At 46.7% G+C, this 21,701-nt stretch carries 20 protein-coding genes and 2 tRNA genes; 21 read left to right on the forward strand and 1 reads right to left on the reverse strand.

Annotated features, from left to right (window positions below):
* Window positions 1–12: 12 nt before the first annotated feature.
* The 3 genes from pheT to NTZ10_03190 are packed head-to-tail and all read left to right on the forward strand — an operon-like array spanning window position 13 to window position 5,823.
* Entirely contained in the window at window positions 13–2,064 is a 2,052-nt protein-coding gene (pheT, locus tag NTZ10_03180; GenBank protein ID MCX5749231.1) for a phenylalanine--tRNA ligase subunit beta, read from the forward strand.
* Between the two features lie 4 nt (window positions 2,065–2,068).
* The gene (gene mutS, locus NTZ10_03185; GenBank protein MCX5749232.1) at window positions 2,069–4,510 is read left to right on the forward strand and encodes a DNA mismatch repair protein MutS; all 2,442 of its coding nucleotides are present in this window, start codon (window positions 2,069–2,071) and stop codon (window positions 4,508–4,510) included.
* A 20-nt stretch (window positions 4,511–4,530) separates the two neighbouring features.
* A complete protein-coding gene (locus NTZ10_03190; protein MCX5749233.1) occupies window positions 4,531–5,823 on the forward strand; it encodes a nucleotide sugar dehydrogenase in 1,293 nt (430 codons plus the stop codon).
* A 21-nt stretch (window positions 5,824–5,844) separates the two neighbouring features.
* Here the strand turns inward: NTZ10_03190 and NTZ10_03195 are convergent, their stop codons facing one another.
* On the reverse strand, window positions 5,845–6,447 hold the full coding sequence (locus tag NTZ10_03195; protein ID MCX5749234.1) for a dual specificity protein phosphatase family protein: 603 nt from the start codon (window positions 6,445–6,447) through the stop codon (window positions 5,845–5,847).
* Window positions 6,448–6,558: 111 nt separating this feature from the next.
* Between NTZ10_03195 and NTZ10_03200 the strand changes: the two genes are divergently transcribed.
* The 18 genes from NTZ10_03200 (at window position 6,559) to NTZ10_03285 (ending at window position 21,691) form a co-directional block, all read left to right on the forward strand.
* A tRNA-Ile gene (locus tag NTZ10_03200) sits at window positions 6,559–6,632 on the forward strand.
* 1,676 nt (window positions 6,633–8,308) lie between these two features.
* On the forward strand, window positions 8,309–8,587 hold the full coding sequence (locus tag NTZ10_03205) for a hypothetical protein (GenBank protein ID MCX5749235.1): 279 nt from the start codon (window positions 8,309–8,311) through the stop codon (window positions 8,585–8,587).
* 902 nt (window positions 8,588–9,489) lie between these two features.
* Complete coding sequence (locus NTZ10_03210; protein ID MCX5749236.1) at window positions 9,490–10,179, forward strand: response regulator; 690 nt, start codon at window positions 9,490–9,492, stop codon at window positions 10,177–10,179.
* A gap of 3 nt (window positions 10,180–10,182) precedes the next feature.
* Window positions 10,183–11,958: an ATP-binding protein gene (locus tag NTZ10_03215; protein ID MCX5749237.1), complete on the forward strand. Its 1,776-nt coding sequence runs from the start codon at window positions 10,183–10,185 to the stop codon at window positions 11,956–11,958.
* A 64-nt stretch (window positions 11,959–12,022) separates the two neighbouring features.
* Complete coding sequence (locus tag NTZ10_03220) at window positions 12,023–12,202, forward strand: hypothetical protein (GenBank protein ID MCX5749238.1); 180 nt, start codon at window positions 12,023–12,025, stop codon at window positions 12,200–12,202.
* Entirely contained in the window at window positions 12,192–13,415 is a 1,224-nt protein-coding gene (locus tag NTZ10_03225; GenBank protein ID MCX5749239.1) for a hypothetical protein, read from the forward strand. The genes NTZ10_03220 and NTZ10_03225 overlap by 11 nt, the downstream gene beginning before the upstream one ends.
* A 72-nt stretch (window positions 13,416–13,487) precedes the next feature.
* The gene (pstS, locus tag NTZ10_03230) at window positions 13,488–14,492 is read left to right on the forward strand and encodes a phosphate ABC transporter substrate-binding protein PstS (GenBank protein MCX5749240.1); all 1,005 of its coding nucleotides are present in this window, start codon (window positions 13,488–13,490) and stop codon (window positions 14,490–14,492) included.
* A gap of 2 nt (window positions 14,493–14,494) precedes the next feature.
* Window positions 14,495–15,418, forward strand: coding sequence for a phosphate ABC transporter permease subunit PstC (gene pstC / locus NTZ10_03235; protein MCX5749241.1), 924 nt, complete (start codon window positions 14,495–14,497; stop codon window positions 15,416–15,418).
* A complete protein-coding gene (pstA, locus tag NTZ10_03240; protein ID MCX5749242.1) occupies window positions 15,385–16,239 on the forward strand; it encodes a phosphate ABC transporter permease PstA in 855 nt (284 codons plus the stop codon). The genes pstC and pstA overlap by 34 nt, the downstream gene beginning before the upstream one ends.
* Window positions 16,232–16,993: a phosphate ABC transporter ATP-binding protein PstB gene (pstB, locus tag NTZ10_03245; GenBank protein ID MCX5749243.1), complete on the forward strand. Its 762-nt coding sequence runs from the start codon at window positions 16,232–16,234 to the stop codon at window positions 16,991–16,993. Before pstA ends, pstB begins: the two co-directional genes overlap by 8 nt.
* Before the next feature lie 11 nt (window positions 16,994–17,004).
* Window positions 17,005–17,676 carry a phosphate signaling complex protein PhoU gene (phoU, locus tag NTZ10_03250; protein ID MCX5749244.1) on the forward strand — a complete coding sequence of 224 codons (672 nt, stop codon included), beginning with the start codon at window positions 17,005–17,007 and terminating at the stop codon, window positions 17,674–17,676.
* A 1-nt stretch (window position 17,677) separates the two neighbouring features.
* Window positions 17,678–17,980 carry a carboxymuconolactone decarboxylase family protein gene (locus NTZ10_03255; GenBank protein MCX5749245.1) on the forward strand — a complete coding sequence of 101 codons (303 nt, stop codon included), beginning with the start codon at window positions 17,678–17,680 and terminating at the stop codon, window positions 17,978–17,980.
* A gap of 204 nt (window positions 17,981–18,184) precedes the next feature.
* Window positions 18,185–18,257, forward strand: a tRNA-Ala gene (locus NTZ10_03260).
* A 761-nt stretch (window positions 18,258–19,018) separates the two neighbouring features.
* The gene (locus NTZ10_03265; protein ID MCX5749246.1) at window positions 19,019–19,249 is read left to right on the forward strand and encodes a hypothetical protein; all 231 of its coding nucleotides are present in this window, start codon (window positions 19,019–19,021) and stop codon (window positions 19,247–19,249) included.
* Window positions 19,233–19,493, forward strand: coding sequence for a type II toxin-antitoxin system RelE/ParE family toxin (locus NTZ10_03270; GenBank protein MCX5749247.1), 261 nt, complete (start codon window positions 19,233–19,235; stop codon window positions 19,491–19,493). Before NTZ10_03265 ends, NTZ10_03270 begins: the two co-directional genes overlap by 17 nt.
* 208 nt (window positions 19,494–19,701) lie before the next feature.
* Window positions 19,702–20,250: a nucleotidyltransferase domain-containing protein gene (locus tag NTZ10_03275; protein MCX5749248.1), complete on the forward strand. Its 549-nt coding sequence runs from the start codon at window positions 19,702–19,704 to the stop codon at window positions 20,248–20,250.
* A complete protein-coding gene (locus tag NTZ10_03280; protein ID MCX5749249.1) occupies window positions 20,244–20,648 on the forward strand; it encodes a hypothetical protein in 405 nt (134 codons plus the stop codon). The genes NTZ10_03275 and NTZ10_03280 overlap by 7 nt, the downstream gene beginning before the upstream one ends.
* A gap of 59 nt (window positions 20,649–20,707) precedes the next feature.
* The gene (locus NTZ10_03285; GenBank protein MCX5749250.1) at window positions 20,708–21,691 is read left to right on the forward strand and encodes a patatin-like phospholipase family protein; all 984 of its coding nucleotides are present in this window, start codon (window positions 20,708–20,710) and stop codon (window positions 21,689–21,691) included.
* Window positions 21,692–21,701 lie beyond the last annotated feature (10 nt).

A 21,701-nucleotide genomic window follows, 5' to 3' on the forward strand; every position in this document is an offset into this window, starting at 1 on the left:
GAGAAATATTTTATGAAAATACCGTTTGAATGGTTAAAAGAATTCGTGGATGCCGACGGCGGCATTGAAAAAGTCGCGCAAGGCCTGTCCATGTCCGGCACCGAGATCGCGTCAAAAGAAAATAATGTCCTTGAAATAGAGATCCTTCCTAACAGGGGCGACTGCCTGTCCGTGCTCGGCGTGGCAAGGGAAGTGTGCGCGGTACAGGGAAAAAATTTGAAAAGCCAAAAAGCTGAAGTGAAGGAAGAGGGAAGGCAGATCGGCGAACTTGCCCGCGTAGAAGTTAAAGATAAGAAGCTGTGCCCGAGATACATGGCGCGCGTCATCACGGATATAACGATCGGGGATTCCCCGTCCTGGATGCAGAAAAGACTGCTGGATTGCGGGATGAGGCCGATAAATAATATCGTCGATATCACGAATTACGTGCTTCTTGAATCAGGACAGCCGCTCCACGCTTTTGACCTTGACAGGCTTGAAGGGAAAAAGATCATAGTTAGAAAAGCAGCCGACAAGGAAAAGATAAAAACGCTGGATGACGTTGAAAGGACCCTTTCAAAAGATGACCTCGTCATCGCGGATGAAAACCGTCCTGTCGCGATAGCGGGCGTCATGGGAGGCGGCAGTACCGAGGTCTCTTCTTCGACAAAGAATATCCTTCTTGAGTCGGCGTATTTTGAGCCGGCATCGGTTAACAGGACCGCGAAGGACCAGAAGATGAGGACTGAGGCTTCCATAAGGTTTGAAAGGGGCGTCGATTTTGACAACGTGGCAAAAGCTCTTGACAGGGCGGCGGGCCTTATGACAGAGCATGGCAAAGGGAAAGCGGCCAAAGGCGTCATCGACATAAAAGAAAGCGAAAGAAAGCCCAAAGAGATCATCCTGAGGCCCGAAAAGCTGAACAAGGTGCTCGGGATAGAGGTCCCTGAAAAAAAATGCGCCGATATCCTTACGGGACTCGGCTTTTCCGTCGGCAAAAGCGGGGAGTCTCTCAAAGTGGCCGTCCCGCTCCACAGGGCGGGTGATATCGAAAGGGAGATAGACCTGATAGAAGAAGTCGCCCGCATCTTCGGTTATGACAAGTTAAAGGAGACAGTCCCCTCGATAGAGCCGGCAATAAAAAGCGATGACCGGACGGAAAAGTCCATCAGGAAAGAGAGCAGGCTGAAACAGGTCCTTGCTGACTGCGGTTTTTCGGAGGCAAAGACTTTCAGCATGACAGGCGAAAAACTTTACTCAAAAGCGGGGCTGACCCTGGGAAAAGCCGTGCCGATAACCAACCCGCTCATAGATGAGATGACGCATTTAAGGACGACCATCGTCCCGGGACTGCTCGAGGCGGCGCAGTATAACATCCACCGCCAGATGCATGACATCGCGCTTTTTGAGGCCGGCAGTGTGTTCTCCCTGCAGGGCAGTGAGCAAAGAGAAAGGACCGTCGTCTCGGCGCTCCTGACGGGGTCCGTCTGGGAAGGAGCGGTGGAAAAAGACCCCTCGGCAAGCTCGGGGCAAGGCAAGATCAGCGAAGACCTCTATTATTTAAAAGGAATTGTTGAAGATATACTTGACCTTTACGGTGAGGGGAAGGCGGAATTCAGGACCTCTTCCGGCCCGCTTTTAAAAGAAGGAGCGGAAATATTCCTGAACGGAGATAAGATAGGTTTCTTCGGCCAGGTACAGGACAGGATAAAAGCGAATTTCGACCTGACAGCCCCTGTCTTCATCTTTGAAATAGACCTTGACGCGCTTTGCCTTACAAAAGAACCCCTCGTGGTATACAGTTCAGCCCCGAAGTTCCCTAGCGTCAGGCGCGATATCGCGATGTTCATCCCGGAAAATGTCCTTCATAAAGACATCGCGGGCCTGATCAGGTCCGCGGGAGGCAGGCTCGTGGAATCGGTCACGTTATTTGATAAGTTTGAAAGTAAAGGCAGGATAAGTCTTGCCTACAGCGTTATCTACAGAGATGTGAATAAGACCTTGACGGATGAGGCGGTAAATACTGTTCACGGAAAAGTGATTAATGCACTGGTTGAAAAGTTGAATGTCGAAATAAGGAAATAGACCGATGTCCGATCCTACCCCCATGATGAAACAATACCGTCAGGTAAAGTCCGAGGTGCCGGACGCGCTTTTGTTCTTCAGGCTCGGCGACTTCTACGAGATGTTCGGGGAAGACGCGCTCGTCGCGTCAAAAGAACTGGAAATAACGCTTACAGGAAGAGGGCAGGGCGAGAACCGCGCTCCGATGTGCGGTGTCCCTTATCACAGCGTCACTCCTTATATTTCCAAACTTATATCGAAAGGCTACAAGGTCGCGATATGCGAGCAGGTGGAAGACCCCGATCTTGCTGAAGGGCTCGTAAAAAGAGAGGTCATAAAAATAATCACTCCCGGGACGGTGCTGGATACCGCGATGCTCAGCGAAAAAGAAAGCAACTACCTGATGGCCCTTTCTTTTTCATCCGGCAGGACAGGCCTTTCGTATATCGATATCTCGACCGGAGAGTTCAAAGCTCTTGATATCGAAGGAGATGTCGGCATGAAAGTGCTGTATGACGAGATAGAACGCGTGAGCCCGGCCGAAGTCATTATCTCAAGGGATGTATTTGAGAACGATAAAAAACTGGTATCGTTCTTAAAGTCAAAGAACATAGTCATCACCCCGTATAACCTGAAAGACATCTTTGACGCGGCGCTTGCCAAGGAAAAAGTACTGAAGCATTTTAAACTGGAATCGCTTGACGGGTTCGGCTTCAAAGGCGACGAGCTGTCGCTCTGCGCGGTATCGCCTGTAATAGATTATCTTAAAGAGACGCAGAAGACATCTCTCTCGCACGTAAACTCCATAAAAAAATACCGGATAGACAATTTCATGTATATCGACACGTCCACGAGGAGGAACCTCGAGCTTGTCCAGACAATTAAGGAAAGGAGCTTTGAAGGAAGCCTTTTATGGATGCTTGACAGGACAAAAACGCCGATGGGCTCAAGGCTTTTGAGAAGCTGGGTGCTTTCACCCCTGTGCGATAAAAAGCAGATAGATGCCAGGCTTGAAGCCGTTGAGGAGCTTACAAAAAGCTCTATTCTTAGGCAGGAGCTTGAAGGAACGCTTGACGATATCAGGGACATAGAAAGGCTGACCGGAAAGATCGCCTCGGCAAGCGCTAACGCGAGGGACCTTGTCGCTTTGAAAGAATCGTTGCTACGTCTTCCCAAAGTAAAAGAACTGTTGTCGGGCTGCTTTTCCCGCCTTATAAAAGAAATGACGGGCTTTGGCGACCTTTCAGGTATTGCTTCTTTGATAGAGGCTTCCATAGTTGACGACCCTCCCTTCGTGATAAAAGACGGAGGTCTGATAAAAAAAGGGTACAGCGCCGAGCTGGACGAGATAATAGAAGCCTCCACGCAGGGGAAGGAATGGATCTCCCGTCTTGAAGAGACGGAGAGGCAGAGGACCGGGATAAAGTCGCTCAAGGTCGGGTTCACGAAAGTCTTCGGATACTATATCGAAGTTTCGGCCACTAACCAGAAATATGTCCCGATGGATTATATCCGCAAACAGACGCTCGTCAACTGTGAGAGATACATCACTCCCGAGCTGAAAGAAAAAGAATCCATGATCCTCAACGCCCAGGAGCGCGTGGTGGAGACGGAGTACAGCCTGTTCTGCACCATAAGGGACAGGATAGCCGGGTCATCAAAGGAACTTCAGGCAGTATCTTTGTGCATAGCGTCCCTTGACGCTCTCTTAGCTCTTGCAAATACGGCAGTGGGCGAAGGTTATTTTAAACCGGAGATCACATCCGGCGGCGAGCTTATGATAAAAGAAGGACGCCATCCGGTAGCGGAGAAGACTATCGGGCATCACCTGTTCGTGCCGAACGACACAAGGATGGACGAATTGAGCCGCTTTCTTTTAATAACAGGCCCTAACATGGCGGGGAAGTCTACATATATGAAGCAGATAGCTTTGATCGCTCTTCTTGCCCAGATAGGAAGCTTTGTTCCCGCAAAGTCGGCAAAGATACCTGTCATAGACCGGATATTCACAAGGGTAGGAGCGCTGGACGATATTTACGCCGGGCAGTCCACTTTCATGGTCGAGATGCTCGAGGCGGCAAATATCCTAAATAACGCGACAGAGAACAGTCTGATCATACTTGACGAAATAGGACGGGGGACCGCGACTTTCGATGGTATGAGCATAGCCTGCGCGGTCTCGGAATTCATCCATACAAAGATAAAGGCAAAGACGCTTTTCGCGACGCATTACCACGAGATAACCCAGCTCGCGGAAAAGTATCCCGGGATGAAGAACCTGAACGTCGCCGTGAAAGAAGAAGGAGACCATATAACTTTTCTGCACAAGATACTGGAAGGCCCCTCCGACAAGAGCTACGGCATACAGGTCGCGAAACTCGCGGGCCTGCCGGACGAAGTTATAAAAAGGGCAAAAGAAGTCTATGAAAAGCTGGAGATGGTAGAGAGCGACTTTGGAAAGATTTGAAAATCTGATATAATTTCATCATGGAAAAACTACTTGACAAGATAAGATCAAAAAAAGCAAATATAGCGATAATCGGCATGGGCTATGTGGGGCTTCCGCTCGGCATCGAGATTGCCAAGATCGGGTTCAATGTCTTAGGGATAGACACGAGCAAGCCGAAGACAGAGAACCTGAACAAGGGCAACAGCCATGTTGAGGACGTAAAGAGCGAGGATATCAGGACTCTCCTCGGGCAGGGCAGGATATCTTTTTATGATAACCCCCAGGTGATCGAGAAAGCGGATGTGGTCATAATCTGCGTGCCGACCCCGCTCCGCAAGACCGGGGACCCCGACATCTCTTTCATAACCTCCGCGGTCCAGGAGATAAAGGACCATATCCACGAGAACATGCTTGTGATACTGGAGAGCACGACATTTCCAGGCACTACCGATGAAGTGGTCCGGCCGCAGATTGAAAGCTTCGGCTACAAGATCGGGGAGAACTTTTTCCTGGCATTCTCTCCGGAAAGAGTGGACCCCGGGAACCCGGCGTATTACACGAAGAACATCCCTAAAGTGATCGGCGGGGTGGAAATCAAATCCGGGGAAGCCGCGCAGGCCCTCTACGGCCAGGTCTTTGAAAAGACCATGCTGGTAAAGGACGCTAAGACCGCCGAAATGGTCAAGCTGCTCGAGAACACTTTCAGGAACGTAAATATCGCGTTCATAAACGAGTTCTGCCAGATCTGCCACCAGATGAAGGTGGATGTGTGGGAGATAATCGAAACAGCAAAGACAAAACCTTTCGGGTTCATGCCTTTCTATCCCGGGCCCGGCATCGGCGGCCACTGCATCACCACTGACCCGACATATCTTACCTGGAAAGCAAAATTCATAGGAGGGGATGTCCAGCTCATAAATCTTTCCACGCAGATAAACAGAGAGATGCCGGCTTATGTGGTAACAAGAGTGGAGCAGCTCATCGGCGATCTGAAAGACAAAAAAATACTGCTGCTCGGCATGGCATATAAAAAAGATATTTCGGATATCAGGGAATCACCGGCGATCGACGTGTTCAGGCTGTTCAGGCAGTTAGGTTCAATTGCGGATTACAGCGATCCGTATGTGCCGGAGCTGCATGACGAGGTGACCAGGGAATCATTCACCTCAAAAGAGCTTTCAAAGGAGATGATATCTTCTTATGACTGCGTGGTGCTCACGACCGACCATTCAAATTACGACCTCAAGATGATAGAGGACAGCGCGAAGAAGATATTCGATACAAGAAACGCTTTCAGGGGCGTTGTGTCGGATAAGATATACAGACTGTGATATTTCACCTAAAGATCCGCTTCACTTCCTGTTTATGAACCACAAGAGAGTAGGGTAGTAAAGCTCCGTCCTTAGGCCGCCTTTCACGCCGGAATGGCTTCCGCCGGTCTTCACAGCTTCAACAGCTTCTCCGGTCGTATAGCCTTTTTCTTCTATTAAGTATTTCGCGATCACCATCCCGGTCCTGTCAGCGCCCCACTTGCAGTGGATATAGACGGGGCCTTTCATAAGCTCTTTTATCTTTTTCCACTCTGATGGCGTAGGTACCTTCGCGATGTGCATGGGCACGTGATACCTTTCGATGCCGGCCTTTTCAAGCAAAGAAGAGTATCTTGCCTGGACGGCCCTGGTATTTTCAAGATCTATAAAATGACGAATGCCTTTCGACTTGAGATAATTTAATACCGATAAAACAGTCTCATCGCTTGCTTTAAGGTCTATTTCCGGGTCTAAAGGATGGCCTCCCGTGTGGATATGGCCGTCGATGACGTGGTAATTGTAAGGCATCGGGCCGCTGCCGCTGACAAGGTTAGAAGGGTATTTCACGCAGACCGATGTCCCCGCAATGGAAGACACCGAAAATATTAAGAGTAAAAAACAAACCGCGGCGGATTTTATTTTCATGGATTAATATTAGCATATTTAACCCTCACCCCTTAACCCCTCTCCCTTGACAGGGAGAGGGGGGTAAAACATCTAATGTGTTATAATTTTCATAGAAACAGATGCTGTAATGGGCTCATAGCTCAGCTGGCTAGAGCATGCGACTGATAATCGCAAGGTCGGTGGTTCAAGTCCACCTGGGCCCATTTTAGTTTCATTGCGAACTCCCGCACATGCGTTTTCTGAAATATTTTTCGGCGAAGGTTTTCTTCTGCGGCATTTTTTTGGGTGGGGGCAAAAAAATGCCGCAGGAACAGTTTCAGGGGTCTGATTTTCGGCGCAGTTATCAGGATATTTTAATATTACTTCGACGTTCTCCTTCGAATAAATTATCTTTTCGATGTGCTGTTTTATAATAATTCGTCTTTCAGTCATATCCCTATTAGCTGTCGATCCGGTTATGGTCTCCAGTATCTGCCGGACTTTTTCGGAGGTGAACTGCAACGGAAAGGGCCCCGGTTCAAGTCCGCTTGACATGGGTTTAGGCGAATTATTGAGCGTGAAAATCAAACTGTCGAGATGTTGATTGTTTTTGGCTATATTATCAAGATAATCTATGACAAGCCTGTCCAGACGATCGACGCTGACCTGTCTGACATCACAAAAAGACAGGTCTCTTTTATTGATGCTTGTGCAACGATAATAAAAATATCTGACTCTCCTTGTATATCTCTTTTTATTTGTGAAGACTTCGCTCATAGTAGATCCGCAGCCTTTACAATGAAGTAATCCCGGAAATAACGCACAGTGAACGACTCTGCCGTATATTCTCTGTTTATGATGTTTCTGCGCTTCTTCAAACATTTCGGGAGACACGATCGCTTCATGCAGGCCTTGATAGATATTTCCTTTGTGAAGGATCATCCCTTTATAGACGACATTTCTCAGCATGTCACATATTACTGTCTTTGAAAAAACATTGCCTTTTCTGTTGAACATATTTCCGGATTTCAAAGTATTGTAAACAGAATAAACCGATCCGGTGGAAAGATATGTTTCAAATATCTTCTTTACTGTTTCGGAATGAACCGGATCGATCACGAGTTTTTTATCTTCCTTTTTATATCCGAACGGAGGCTTTCCTGAACTCCACATACCTTTTTTTGCCATTTCGGCCTTTTTGTCCCTGATCCTTTCACTTGTCAGCTCTCTTTCAAACTGGCCGAAAGTAAGCATGATATTCCTAAGAAGCCGACCCGACGGAGTGGAAGTGTCAAATCTCTCTGTTATAGAAATAAAGCTCGCGTTGTGTTTTTCGAGTATTTCTAAAAGATTGTAGAAATCTTTTGGGGATCTTGTGAGCCTGTCTATCTTGTATGAAATGACGACATCTATCTTGCCGTCCTGAATATCAGATAACATATCATTCAGTCCGGGACGGTCCGTATTCGCTCCGGAGTATCCTTCGTCCGAATAAGCCTTGTAGACTTCAAAATCGTTCTGGCTTGATATGAACGATCTGATCTTTATTTGCTGCGCCTCGCAGGAATTGAACTCGACCTCGGCCTGAGAATCTGAAGAAACCCTCGTATAGATAGCTGCTCTCATACACTTGTCCTCCTTTCGAATTTATTTAACCCCCTCTGTATCTCCCCCTTGATCCCTCGGCTCGCTTGCGCTCGCTCGGGACAAGCAGGGGAGCAAATCAAATTCTTCAATTCTGAAATTAATTCTCGGTGAGCATTGGACAAGTGTAGTGATCTAATGTAGCTTAGAAAACGCGGGCAACGGGACTTCTTAAAGCTATTACAATGTAAAGGGTTTAAACAATGCTCACAACATTGTGAAACTTTTATTTCAGACATGATTATATCACCTCCCTATGAAAAACGAAACAATGACGAGCCAGATCAGGCGGCAGAACGGCCCCTCGACCCTGCTCGGGGTGAACCCCGCCGCCGCAAAGGAACACAATGACAGGGACACCCCGGGAAACAGCATGACGGATGGTATAGAGAGAGCCGCGCGAAGGGCCGTGCAGGAAAGCAACGATGACAGAGGACGCGGAAACCAAACGCCTGTTGCGGCGGAGAAGCGCGGAGACGGCAACCTGACGGGGAGAACCAATGGAAGAAGAGCCCCAAACCACATTGCCGCCTGACCCGATAAACCGCTCAACCTGCGGACGGACGGAAAAAGGGAAGCCCGCGGCGGAAGACCAAGCCGAATAAACAACGCTACGGGAAGAAGCACCCTGACGAAGCACCGCAGACAAAGCAAACTGATCAGCGCCCATGGCACCGCCGGAAGCCACACTAAAACCGCGAGCCAGAAGCAGGGACACGACATGATCAACGAGCGGAGCGAAACGGACGGGAAGAGAACGGGAACCAATGACACCAACTGAATAGGACATATAACTGCACCTCCTTGAGATCCATGTAGCATTTTCCCGCCGCGCGGCACCCGGAGCGTAAGCGGAGGGCAAGGCTGCCTGAGCGAACCGAAGGCAGCCGCAGAGGGAGCGGACACGCGCGACGCCGAGCAGCTACGAAGGCGCGGACGAGGCGGAGCAAGTGGGAGCGACCTTGAAGCGCAAAGGCGGGAAAATGCTACAATGGAAAACCCGGAGAAGCACCCCTCATAGAAAGCAAAAATCGTTTGGTTGGGTTTGAAAAGGCACAGCGAAAAGTGGCATTTATTTGACAGAGGCAATAGAAGTCATAATTGTATTACGAGAGCGGAGATGACGCCTCCGCCGCCTCGCAAGGCTCGGCGACATCGGCGGAAAGAAACTTATCTTCTAATAAAGATCAGGCGGCTTGTCGCTACTTCGCAGCTCCAAGCCGCCTAACATCATCAATAGTTCAAAGTAATCCTAAAATGGTGCGAGCGGCCCACACCGCTACCATTACTCTGATTATACATAACGCATTCACGGCTGCATCTTTATATGGCGGTCGCATACCTTAGCCCCCAATATAAAAAATTGCGACCGCCAACCAGAAACAATAATTTTACAAGTTCTTAATATAATATTCACATATGGAATGATATAATTCCATTATGAAAACCGTCCTGGTAGTAGACGATGAAAAGGACATTGTGGAAGCGATTGAATACAACCTTTCCAAAGAAGGATACAAGGTACATAAAGCTTTTGACGGGGATACAGGGCTTTTGACCGCGCAGAACAAGTTGCCTGATATTGTGATACTAGACCTTATGCTGCCCAAAATGGACGGTACCGAAGTTTGCAAAAGGTTGAAGAAAGATGCCAAAACAGCAAATATACCGGTTATCATGCTTACCGCAAAAAGTGAAGAAACTGACAAGATTGTTGGACTTGAGATAGGGGCAGACGATTACATGACCAAACCTTTCAGCATGAGGGAGCTCCTGGCAAGAATAAAAGCTATATTGAAAAGATACGGGACAGGTGTCGAAAAAACGCAGAGTATTTTGAAATATCCGGGACTTGAAATAGATGTTGACCAGCATATTGTGACGGTGATTGGAAAGAAATTAGAATTAACGGCGAAGGAATTCCTGTTATTAAAATATTTGGCCGAGAACAAAGAAAGGGTCTACAGCAGGGACAAGCTTCTTGATAGTGTCTGGGGTATCGATGCGGCAATCGAAACGCGTACTGTTGATGTCCATATGAGACGGCTCAGGGAAAAATTAAAGTCAGCATCGCATTATTTAAAGACGCTCCACGGCGTAGGATATAAATTCTCGGAAAAGAGCTGATACATGTTCAAAAGCATCAGGCCCGTTATTTTTCTTGTCCTTACAGGGATCGTGCTGATCTCTTTCCTGCTCCTTTCTTTGATCGCCCTTCCTTCAATAAAGGACCTTGCTGTTTCCCAGATAAAAGATCAGCTTTTGGTTCAAGCAAACATGAGCAGGGAAGATTTTTCAAATCTTCTGCTTTCAAATGCTGTAAAGGCAGTTTCGCAGGAAAAAGCAGTTGAAATCGCAAAAAATACGGGAAGCCGGGTCACTTTGATAAACAAAGACGGGGCGGTCCTCGCTGACTCGGACGAACCTCTTTCAAAGATCAAGGCGATGGAAAATCACCTTACAAGACCGGAAGTAGTAGAAGCCGCGTCAGGAAAATACGGCTCTTCTATAAGGTACAGTGAAACAACAAGAAGGGATCAAATATATCTTGCCTTGGCTTTAAGAGAAAAAAACGGCAGGATCCTCGGTTATCTGAGGATGTCCGATCCTTCTGAGTATATTCCCAAGATCACATTAAAATTCTACAGGTCACTGGCTCTTGCGCTTCTGTTAGCGTTGGCTGTCTGTGTTATAACAAGCTATTTTATCTCGATGATATTCACAAGGCCGTTAAGGCGGCTTGTAGAAACTTCCGAAAAGATATCCGAAGGCCGTTTTCCGGCTACGATAATGAAGAAATCCTGGTTTGAGATAGGCTCGCTCGAAAGAGCTGTCGAGAAGATGAGCTTAAAGCTTTCAGATCTTTTCAATAATATTAAAAAACAGCAGGGAAGCTCAGGCGCAGTCTTCTCGGGAATGAAGGAAGGCGTTGTGGTCCTTGATAAAGACGGAAAGATACACACGGTCAATCCCGCAGTTGAAAAGATCTTCGGTCTGCACGGTGATGATCTGACAGGAAAAACGGTCCTTGAAGTGCTGCGGAACAACGAGATAGCGGCTATAACGGATAGGTCCATTAAATTGGGAAAAGAGATAGAGGAGGAAATCGATATATTGACCCCTGTAGAAGCATCATTCGCGGTTTATGCCGGGCCGATCAAAGATAAGGACGGGGATATCTTCGGCGGAATATGCGTTCTTCATGATATAACAAAGCTAAAAAAGCTTGAGAGGTACCGCTCTGAATTTGTCGCGAATATCTCTCATGAACTAAAAACACCTTTAACGGCTATAAAGAACTATGCGGAGACGCTGCTCAACAGTGCTCCGGACGATAAGGAAAAGAGCAGGGAATTTATCCTGAAGATCGAAAAACACTCCGACAATCTTTCTTCATTGATTGACGACATTCTCGAGCTTTCAAGGCTTGAGTCCGGAGTGAAATCTGGCGAGCCGAAGAGCGTCAATATATCAGAGGTCATATCCAGATCGGTTGAATTGCTTTTGGAAAAGGCAAACAAAAAAGGCATTGTTATAAATGTTGAATGTGACGGTCAGCTGTCCATTAGAAGTATCAAAGACCATCTTTTCAGGGCAGTTTCAAATCTTATAGACAATGCGGTGAATTATTCTGAAAAAGACAGCATGGTAAGCATAAAATGTGTTAGAAAAGACAATAATATAGAGATCTCTGTTTCAGACAACGGCATCGGTATACCCAAAGAAAACATCGGCCGCATCTTTGAGAGGTTTTACCGTGTTGATCCGGGCAGATCAAGAGATTCCGGTGGAACAGGTCTTGGCCTTTCTATCGTCAAACATATAATGGAACTTCACGGCGGCAGGGTCTCTGTTCAAAGCGAGGCCGGAAAAGGCTCGACATTCACGCTTATATTCCCTTTGTAAATATTTTACTCCCAGTTAACAAATCCTTCATCAAGCCGTAACACCCCGATACGATAATAGTAGTGTGATACCAAAGAAGAAGACGATCTACTATCACAGGAAAAGGAGGTGCAAAAACCGGTTAGGGCTTGCATTGCTTGCTGTCTTAGCGGAAAAGAGAAAACAAGGACGCTCTTTTCTTGATCTGGCGGCAGGAAGAATGATGATGATGATCAATAAAAAGGAGGAATCAGATGTTCAATAAGATAACGTGTTTTTTGTTGATGACAGTTTTGACTGCAAGCGCTATGGCAGCGCCCGCGGCAAAGAAGCTGCAACCCGCTAAAGCGAAAAAAGCGGTTGTAAAAGCAGGAAAAAAAGCAGCACCGCAAATGAAAGCCTCGCCTAAGATGAAATCTCAGGAGAACAAGGCAGAGGATACAACGGAAGATATCAGGGACGACGTGAACAAGGCTGTGTCTGAGCTAAAAGGCCAGATAGACACAGTGAAAGCCGATAATAGCGACGCGAAGGTCGGTGGGGTGATATTTTTCAGGTGGCAGAGCAAATCAAGCGGAGCAGCATTTAACAATTTTGATATTGACAGAGCGTATGTTGACATAAAAAAGAAGCTTGGCGGCGGAGCAGCAATGAGGGTGACTCTTGATGTGGCAAGGCTCAGCACTGCTTTGGATACGGCGAAGACAACCCAGAACCTGTTCGATTATCTGAAATATGCTTATGTGGATATTCCTATAGATTTAGCTAATATGCAGGTAATCCCGATGTCGTTGACCGCAAAAGTCGGTCTTCAGCACACCGTCTGGATCGACTGGATGGACAAGATCATGGATATAAGGTTCATCGCGAAGAGCCTAGTGGATAATGAAGGTCTTATGTCGTCGGCAGATTTCGGTATCGGAGCAACAGGAAAATTTACATTGCCGATGGTCCCGGAAATCGAGTATCATGCTACCCTTTTAAACGGTACGGGATATAAAGCCGTTGAGACCAATAACAGGAAAGACCTGTCTTTGAGATTGAATTCGGATCTCTATTCAGATGCGACATACGGTAAAGTAACGGCAGGTACATTTTTGTCTTTATTGGGAGAGGACAGCACTTTGGTCAACAAAGACGGCACAAAAGCCGGAGCAGCTGTTGCATACAGGCATGATCTGGGGACCGTCTTCGGGGAGTATTACAGAGCGAAAGGCGGAGTTGCCGGAACGAGCATAGGAGGATTATTCAATGTCCAGCCGCTGGTGGAATGGCTGCCTCTGAGCCTTTTTGCAAGGGCGGATGTTTATAGTCCTAACCTTAATACGACCGCAACGACTGATGTTAAAAGGTCATTCTACGGGATAGTTTGCCAGATAAACAAAGATATCCGTCTCGCAGTCGACCAGCAGACATCCCAGACAGGGTCCGGTGCACAGTCAAGTGTTCTGTACGTCCAGATGGAGACGAAGTATTAATTAACAAATATTTAACAAATGCGTAATATTATGTTAATGGATAAAGATGATAATAAAAAAGGAGGCCAAATGATGATAAAGAAAGTTTTTGCGGCGCTGTCAATAATGGCAGTAATTTTTACGGGCATGTCCGCTGCCGCTGACCTGAACGGGGCAGGCGCGACATTCCCGTACCCGATCTATTCGAAGTGGATGTCCGAGTATAACAAGATAAAGGGAATACAGGTCAATTATGCGTCGATCGGCTCCGGCGGAGGCATCAGACAGTTCACTGCCGGTGTTGTGGATTTCGGCGCGACCGATGCTTATATGACAAACGATGAGATATCTAAGGTGAGTGGCGGGGTCGTACACGTGCCGACAGTGATGGGAGCGGTCGCAGTGGTTTTCAATAACGGTCTCAAGACTCTAAATCTTGACGGAAAAACCCTTGCAGCGATATTCATGGGAGACATCAAGAAATGGAACGATGAAAGGATAGCGGAACTCAATCCCGGAATATCGCTTCCAGATTCAAGCATACTTATAGCCCACAGATCTGATGCCAGCGGGACCACGAGCATCTTCACAGGATATCTTGCAAAAGTGAGCACCGACTGGGCTGCAAAAGTCGGAGCCGGGAAAGCGGTCGCGTGGCCGGTAGGTGTCGGTGCAAAGGGAAATGAAGGAGTGACTGGAGCGGTAGTGAACAACAGTAACTCCATCGGGTACGTCGAGCTGGCTTACGCGAAACAGAATAACCTGCCTATGGCGGCAATAAAGAACCGTTCGGGAAATTATGTGTTACCGTCCGTAAGCGGTGTCACGGCAGCGGCGGATAAAGGCATGTCAAAGATACCCGCAGATTTCAGGGGCGAAATACTGAACATGCCGGGAAGCGCAAGCTATCCGATATCCGGACTGACATGGATAGTTGTAAGAAAAGAAAATTCGAACGCTGAAAAAACAAAACTACTTAAGGATTTTCTCGGCTGGTCGCTGACAAAAGGTCAGGATTATGCAGGAGATCTGTATTATGCTCCTCTGCCGCAGTCATTAAGGAATAAAGTCGTTGCAGCTTTGGAGACGATAAAATAGTTTTGAAAAATGATCCGAACAAGGCCGACAGGATCTATAGAACAATAGCAGTAATATTTGCCGCGGTCATCCCTGTGATGTCCGCGGCGGTATTTTTGATGCTGGCGCAAAAATCCATCCCGTCAATAATTGCTTTCGGCCCGGGTTTTCTTGTCAGATCGGTCTGGGACCCGGTAGCTGAAATATACGGAGCTTTGCCGTTCATTTACGGGACGCTTCTTTCTTCATTTATCGCACTGGTGATAGCCGTGCCGCTCGGGCTCGGATGCGCTGTCTATCTTTCAGAAGTTTCAAAGTCAAAGTTCAAAGAATATATTGCAACGATGGTGGACATGCTGGCTGCGATACCTTCTGTAGTGTACGGTCTTTGGGGTATATTTGTTCTCGGTCCTTTCCTTGTGCAGTATATCCAGCCTTTCCTGGCAAAATATTTCGGTTTCATCCCTCTTTTTCAGGGGCCGCCTATGGGGCTCAGCATGATGACAGGAGGAGTGATACTCGCGATAATGATACTTCCGACCATTACTTCCGTATCAAGAGAGATACTTCAAGTTGTCCCTAACAGTCTGCGTGAATCCGCAATGGCGCTCGGTGCGACAAAATGGGAAACGGTTAGGACCGCGGTGCTTCCTCCGGCCGTGTCAGGTATAGTCGGGGCTGTGATACTCGCTCTTGGAAGGGCAGTTGGTGAGACGATGGCAATAACGATGGTGATAGGTAACAGGCCGGAGGTGTCGGCTTCGTTATTTGCTCCCGGATACACGCTGGCATCGGTAATAGCAAATGAATTTGCGGAAGCCTCGAGCCCGATGAACCTTTCAGCAATGTTCGAAATAGGATTGATTCTCTTACTCTTGACGGTCGTGATCAACGGACTTGCAAGGATACTGATATGGAAAATAGCGGGCAAAGGTCTTATTCAATAAGAAAGTTGAAGGACAGGCTTTTTATATACGCAGCAGTCTTCTGCGCTGGGGCCGCAGTCCTTCCTTTGATACTTCTTCTGGGATACGTCATTTTTAAAGGCGCATCTTCTTTGACTCTGAGCTTTTTCACTCATGTGCCTGTTCCGGTCGGTGAGAATGGCGGCGGCATCGGCAACGGAATAATAGGTACTTTAATGATAGTAGGTCTTGGATGCGTTTTCAGCCTGCCAATCGGAATATTTTCAGGCATCTGGCTTTCAGAGTGGGGAAAAGGAAAGACAGGATTCATTGTTAGGTACTGCGTTGACGTGATGAGTGGTGTTCCCACAATTGTCCTTGCTTTGTTCTCTTATACCGTTTTTGTCCTTACAATGCACCGGTTTTCGGCGATCGCGGGCGGTTTTGCGGTGGCAATGATAATGCTTCCATATATAACAAAGACGACCGAAGAAATGCTGAAAATGGTCCCAAGGACGCTCAGGGAATCAGCGCTTGCTCTGGGTATTCCGGAATGGAGGGTCTCTTTAAGCGTTGTTGTAAGATCGGCATGGAGCGGAATATTTACCGGGGTGATGCTCGCGGTCGCAAGAGCGGCCGGAGAAACGGCCCCGCTATTATTCACGGCCTTCAACAGCATGTACTGGAACTTTATGCCGGATCAGCCGACAGCCTCCATGACCGTGCAAATATACACTTATGCGATATCTCCTTATGAGCAATGGCATAATATGGCCTGGGCCGGATCACTTGTGCTAATCGGTATAGTTCTTTTTGTTACAATATTTGTAAGGAAATTCTCAAAGAGGGTGAACTTTGGATAAAGAAAAGATAAAAGTAAAAGAACTTAACGCCTGGTTCGGGGCTAAGCAGGCGCTTAAAAATATTAATGTTTCTATTGCGGAGAACATGGTTACTGCAGTCATCGGCCCTTCAGGTTGCGGCAAGTCCACTTTTATCCGGTGCGTGAACAGGATGCACGAGACTGTCATTGACGCAAGGATGAGCGGAGAAATATCGCTTGAAGGAATCATCATCAGCGATCCATCGGTTGATCCGGTCGGGATCCGGCGAAAAATAGGCATGGTCTTTCAAAAGGCGACCCCTTTCCCGACAATGTCCATCTATGACAATGTTGCGGCAGGTCTCAAGTTGAACGGACTTAACAACAGAAAAAAACTTGATGAAGCGGTCGAGCACAGCCTGAAACAGGCGGCCTTGTGGGAAGAAGTTAAAGACATCCTGTTCTGCCCCGGGAACTCTCTTTCCGGCGGTCAGCAGCAAAGGCTTTGCATAGCAAGGGCATTGGCGGTAAAACCTGAAGTTCTTCTGCTTGATGAGCCCTGCTCAGCGCTTGACCCGATCTCCACGGGGAAAATTGAAGACCTGATCGCGGAGCTTAAAAAATCGATCACAATACTGATAGTTACCCATAATATGCAGCAGGCAGCGCGTGTTGCGGACTTTACCGGATTCTTTCTTCTGGGCGAGCTGATAGAGTTTGATATCACGAAAAAAATATTCACCGCTCCTTCGGATAAAAGGACAGAGGATTATATTACAGGAAGATTCGGATAAGGAGGACAATCATGAGCGAACGGACAATGGATACGGAACTTTCAGAATTGAACGGATTAATAATGATGATGGCAAATATGGTCGAGACTTCCGTTGCCATGAGCATCGAAGCTGTCAAGAGAAGGGATGAAAAGATGTCGGATAAAGTCATAGAGGATGATAAGGAAGTCGACCAACTTGAGCTTGAGATAGACGATAAATGCATCACTATTCTTGCGACAAGACAGCCGATGGCAGCTGATTTAAGATTTATCGCGACCGCAATGAAGATCGTAACAGACCTTGAAAGGATAGGGGATCTTTCAGTTGATATCTCTCAAAGGAACAAAGAACTTTTAAACTGGCCGCTCCTTAAACCTCTTATAGATACTCCAAAACTTGCGGAGATAGCAAGGCAGATGATAAGAGAGAGTATCGATTCTTTTGTAAAAAGAGACGGTTCAAGGAGCCTTAAGATACACGACCTTGAAAAAGAATCTGACAGATTAAAGGACCTGATAACCGACGAGCTGATAGACATAATGACAAAGGATTGTTCCGCCGTACCAAAAGCTATCCCGCTTGTACTTATTGCAAGGCATCTCGAGCGCATCTGCGACCACGCGATGAATATTGCCGAAGATGTTGTTTACATGGTTGAGGCGAAGGTCGTCAAGCATCTGCATGAACAAGGAGGTGGGTAAGATGGTAAATGAAGGCCCATGGTATTTAAAACAGTCTCCCCTGGGAGCTGGGTATCAGCACTTTTCAAATACTGCAAAACAGGCTTCCATACTGGATTCGAAGACAAAAGAACTAATACGCGTCGCGATAGCCTCCGTTTTCCGGTGCCGGCATTGCACGGAGCATCATATTAAGGACGCGCTAGCGGCGGGAGCGACAAAGCAGGAAATATCTGAAACGATCCTTCTCTCAGCTTTACAGGCTGCGGGGACACAGCTAAACTGGCACAAAGAGTTTTTTGAAGAAAAACTAACAGATAAATAAGCAGGCGATTTTTGCGGAAGGCCCTCCAGAGGCGGGTAAAGGTTTGGGGAGGGAGTCCTTCGCTTTGCTCAGGATAAACTCCAACCGCCCCCAAGATAGGAAGGCTACAGCCTACCCAGATCTTTCTTCTTGCAGCCGTGAATAGTGTTAGGTATAATCAGAGTAATGGTAGCGGTGTGGGCCGCTCGCACCATTTTCATTAGTGGGGGCATAGTTCAGCTGGTAGAACGTCTGCTTTGCAAGCAGAAGGTCCGCGGTTCGAGTCCGCGTGCCTCCATTTTAGTTTCTTTGCGAACTCCCGCACAAGCGTTTTCTGAAATATTTTTCGGCGAAGGTTTTCTTCTGCGGCATTTTTTTGGGTGGGGGCAAAAAAATGCCGCAGGAACAGTTTCAGGGGTTTGATTTTCGGCGCTGTTATCATGATATTTCAATATTACTTCGATGTTCTCCTTCGAATAAATTATCTTTTCGATGTGCCGTTTCATAATAATTCGTCTTTCAGTCATGTCCATATTATCTGCCGGCCCAGTTAAGGTCTCAAGTATCTGCCGGACCTTTTCGGAGGTGAACTGCAATGGAAAGGGCCCCGGTTCAAGTCCGCTTGCCATAGGTTTAGGCGAATTATTGAGCGTGAAGATCAAACTGTCGAGATGTTGATTGTTTTTGGCTATATTATCAAGATAATCTATGACAAGCCTGTCCAGACGATCAACGCTGACCTGCCTGATATCACAAAAAGACAGGTCCCTTTTATTAACGCTTGTGCAACGATAATAAAAATATCTGACTCTCCTTGTATCTCTCTTTTTATTTGTGAAGACTTCGCTCATAGTAGATCCGCAGCCTTTACAATGAAGTAATCCCGGAAATAAAGCACAGTGAACGACTCTGCCGTATATTCTCTGTTTGTGATGTTTCTGCGCCTCTTCAAACATTTCGGGAGACACAACTGGTTCGTGCTGTCCTTGATAGATATTTCCTCTATTGCTCAGGGCGAGCTTCAAAAAAGGCGCTGTTTTATGATATAATTCAACCACTATGAAAACAAAACAGGCAAAACAAAAAACGAAACCCGTATATGTGAATGGATTGTCCTTGAAAAGGCCCGCGGTACTGATCGACGCCAGGGAGTACGAAGGGATGAAGGAAACCCTTGACATATTGATGGAAGACCCCGGTATCTCCAAGGAGATCAGAATAGCCGAAAAAGAACTTAAAACGGGTAAAACCGTTTCCTGGGAAAAACTGAAGAATGAACTCAAAGTATGAACTTGAGTTTTCAAGCCAGGCCGCTAAATTCCTCAAGAAACTAAAGAACAAAGAGCTTTTACAGAACATATTGTCAGCGCTGGATATTATACGAAAAGATCCTCTTTCAGGTAAGTTTTTGCAGGGAGATCTAAGAGACTATCATTCTTACAGGGTAGGAACGTACAGGGTCATTTACAGGCCGGTTCACGATAAAATGCTTATTTTCATCCTGCGCATCTCTCACAGAAAAGAAAGCTATTGATCATAAATTATTGGGCTTTCTATGAAAAATAAATCGGCATTAGTTCTTTCCGGCGGCTTCGTCAAAGCTTGTCCCGAGCGAAGTCGAGGGAGCCGAGGGAGCGCCGCGCGCGGGGCACGCAGTCAGCAGTTAGCAGTCCGCAGATCGGGCCGTTGACAAAAGAATTGTTTATAGTATTATATGACTATAACCATAGTAAGGAGTGACAATGTTAAACTTAAGGTCCGGCATCAAGAGCAAAGCGCTGAATTATTTCTTTCTGAACGAAGACAAAAGCATATACATAAATGAGCTTGCGCGCCTGATCGGCGCTGACCCAATGAACCTTTACAGGTCACTGATAAAGCTTGAGGAGGAAGGACTTTTAAAAAGCGAATTCAGGGGCAAGGAGCGGTATTTTTCGTCTAACAAAAAGAATCCGTTATACAAAAACTACAAGGAGATATTCCTCAAGACCCATGGGTTTGAAGCGATGCTCAAGGAAGCATTAGAGAAAGTCAAAGGACTGGAAGAAGCCATTATCTACGGATCATACGTGGCAGGCGGTTTTGACAGTTACAGCGATATTGATATTATGGCCGTGGGAAGTCATTCCGCAATAGAACTCAACAGGGCACTTTCTGTTCTTCAGAAAGAGACAGGAAGAGAGCTCAATGCGGTAAGTTATGGCAGGGCTGACTATGAAAAGCGCAAAAAAAAGAAAGACCCCTTCATTTGCGGAGTCCTTAAGAATAAAAAGATAAAGATAATATGTTGAAATTCGAGGCAAAACACTTTAAGATATTCAACTTTACGCCTGAACAGGTAGAGGCGAACATGAAGAATGCCGAAAAGACGCTTGAAATAGCAGGGAAAGACAGGATAAGTGAGGTCATCTTCGACTATTCTTACAAGGCAATAATCAAAGCGGGGATAGCTCTTCTGAGCAAAAATAATTGCAAAGTCAAAAGCGGTTCCGGACATCACATCAAGGTCATAGAAGCACTGGCAAAAATACTGGATGATAAAACGATAGGGCAGGACGCGGATGTTATGAGGGGAAAAAGGAACCTGGACTTCTACTGCGGCGGTATCGAGGTCTCGGAAAAGGAAGCTGCCGAATACCTGGCCTTTGCGAAAAAGATAGTACTTGCGGCCAGAAAGATCATTGGTTAAAACCGCAGTACGCAGTACGCAGTTGGCAGTACGCAGTCCGTTCAAGCAGAATACAAAAAATGAATAAACTCGCATTAGTCTTATCCGGCGGCTTTGTGAAAGGTGCCGCTCATATAAGTATTGCCGAAGAAATGTATAAAAGGGGCTATAAGCCCGATATCTTCGTTGGCACTTCAATCGGCGCAATATTTTCCGTGCTTCTCGGCCTTTATGACGATCCTAAGACAGTCAAAGAAATATCTCTGAAGTTCGTTAAAAAGCATATATGGCCGCAGCTTTTATCCTTTGACCTGTTTTCTAAGGCAGGGCTGATCGATTCCAAAGAAACCGTAAAGCTGATCGCAAAAGAGGCCGGGTTAACTGGCAAGACGTTTAATGACCTCAAAAAACCGGTTTATATCACGGCAACGGACCTCAATTCCGGAAAGCAGATAGTGTTCAGTCCCTCGACTCCTCGCTATTGCTCGTCGCTCGGGACAAGCAAAGAAAGCAATATGCTGATATCAGAAGCGCTTGAAGCGTCAATATCATTTCCTGTTATATTCAAACCAAAGAAAGTAAAGGTTGGCAATAAAGTTATGGCGCTTGCCGACGGCGGGATCAGGGAAAACTGTCCAATATCGGTCGCGGCGAGGATAGCGGGGGTTAAAAGGATAATCGCCTGTGATCTTGGTTATTGTGGGCAGGTAAAGGGCGATTTTAACAAAAAGAACATTATGGACGTTTTTATGCAATGCCTGGACCTGACGACTTCTTTTTCGCAGATTAATAGATATATCAATGACGATATCTTCTTGAAGAAAAAAATAGCAGTCAGGATCATCAATCCAGGGATATTTGATGTTCATCCTTTTGATTTTAAGGAGATCCCTGCGATAATGGACAGAGCCGCGAAAACGGCGGGGTTTATATTCTCAAGATTTAAGAGGCCCGATGATTTCTTTAGATACTGGCAGAGGGATCCATTCGATAGGGAATACATGACGATGGAGCATATAGGGAAAAAGGCGGTAAACGCTTTTCAAATAGTAGATTTCTCTTAACGCAGTCAGC

The organism is Candidatus Saganbacteria bacterium (assembly GCA_026387835.1).
In the GTDB taxonomy this organism is placed as follows: domain Bacteria; phylum Margulisbacteria; class WOR-1; order JAKLHX01; family JAKLHX01; genus JAPLKZ01.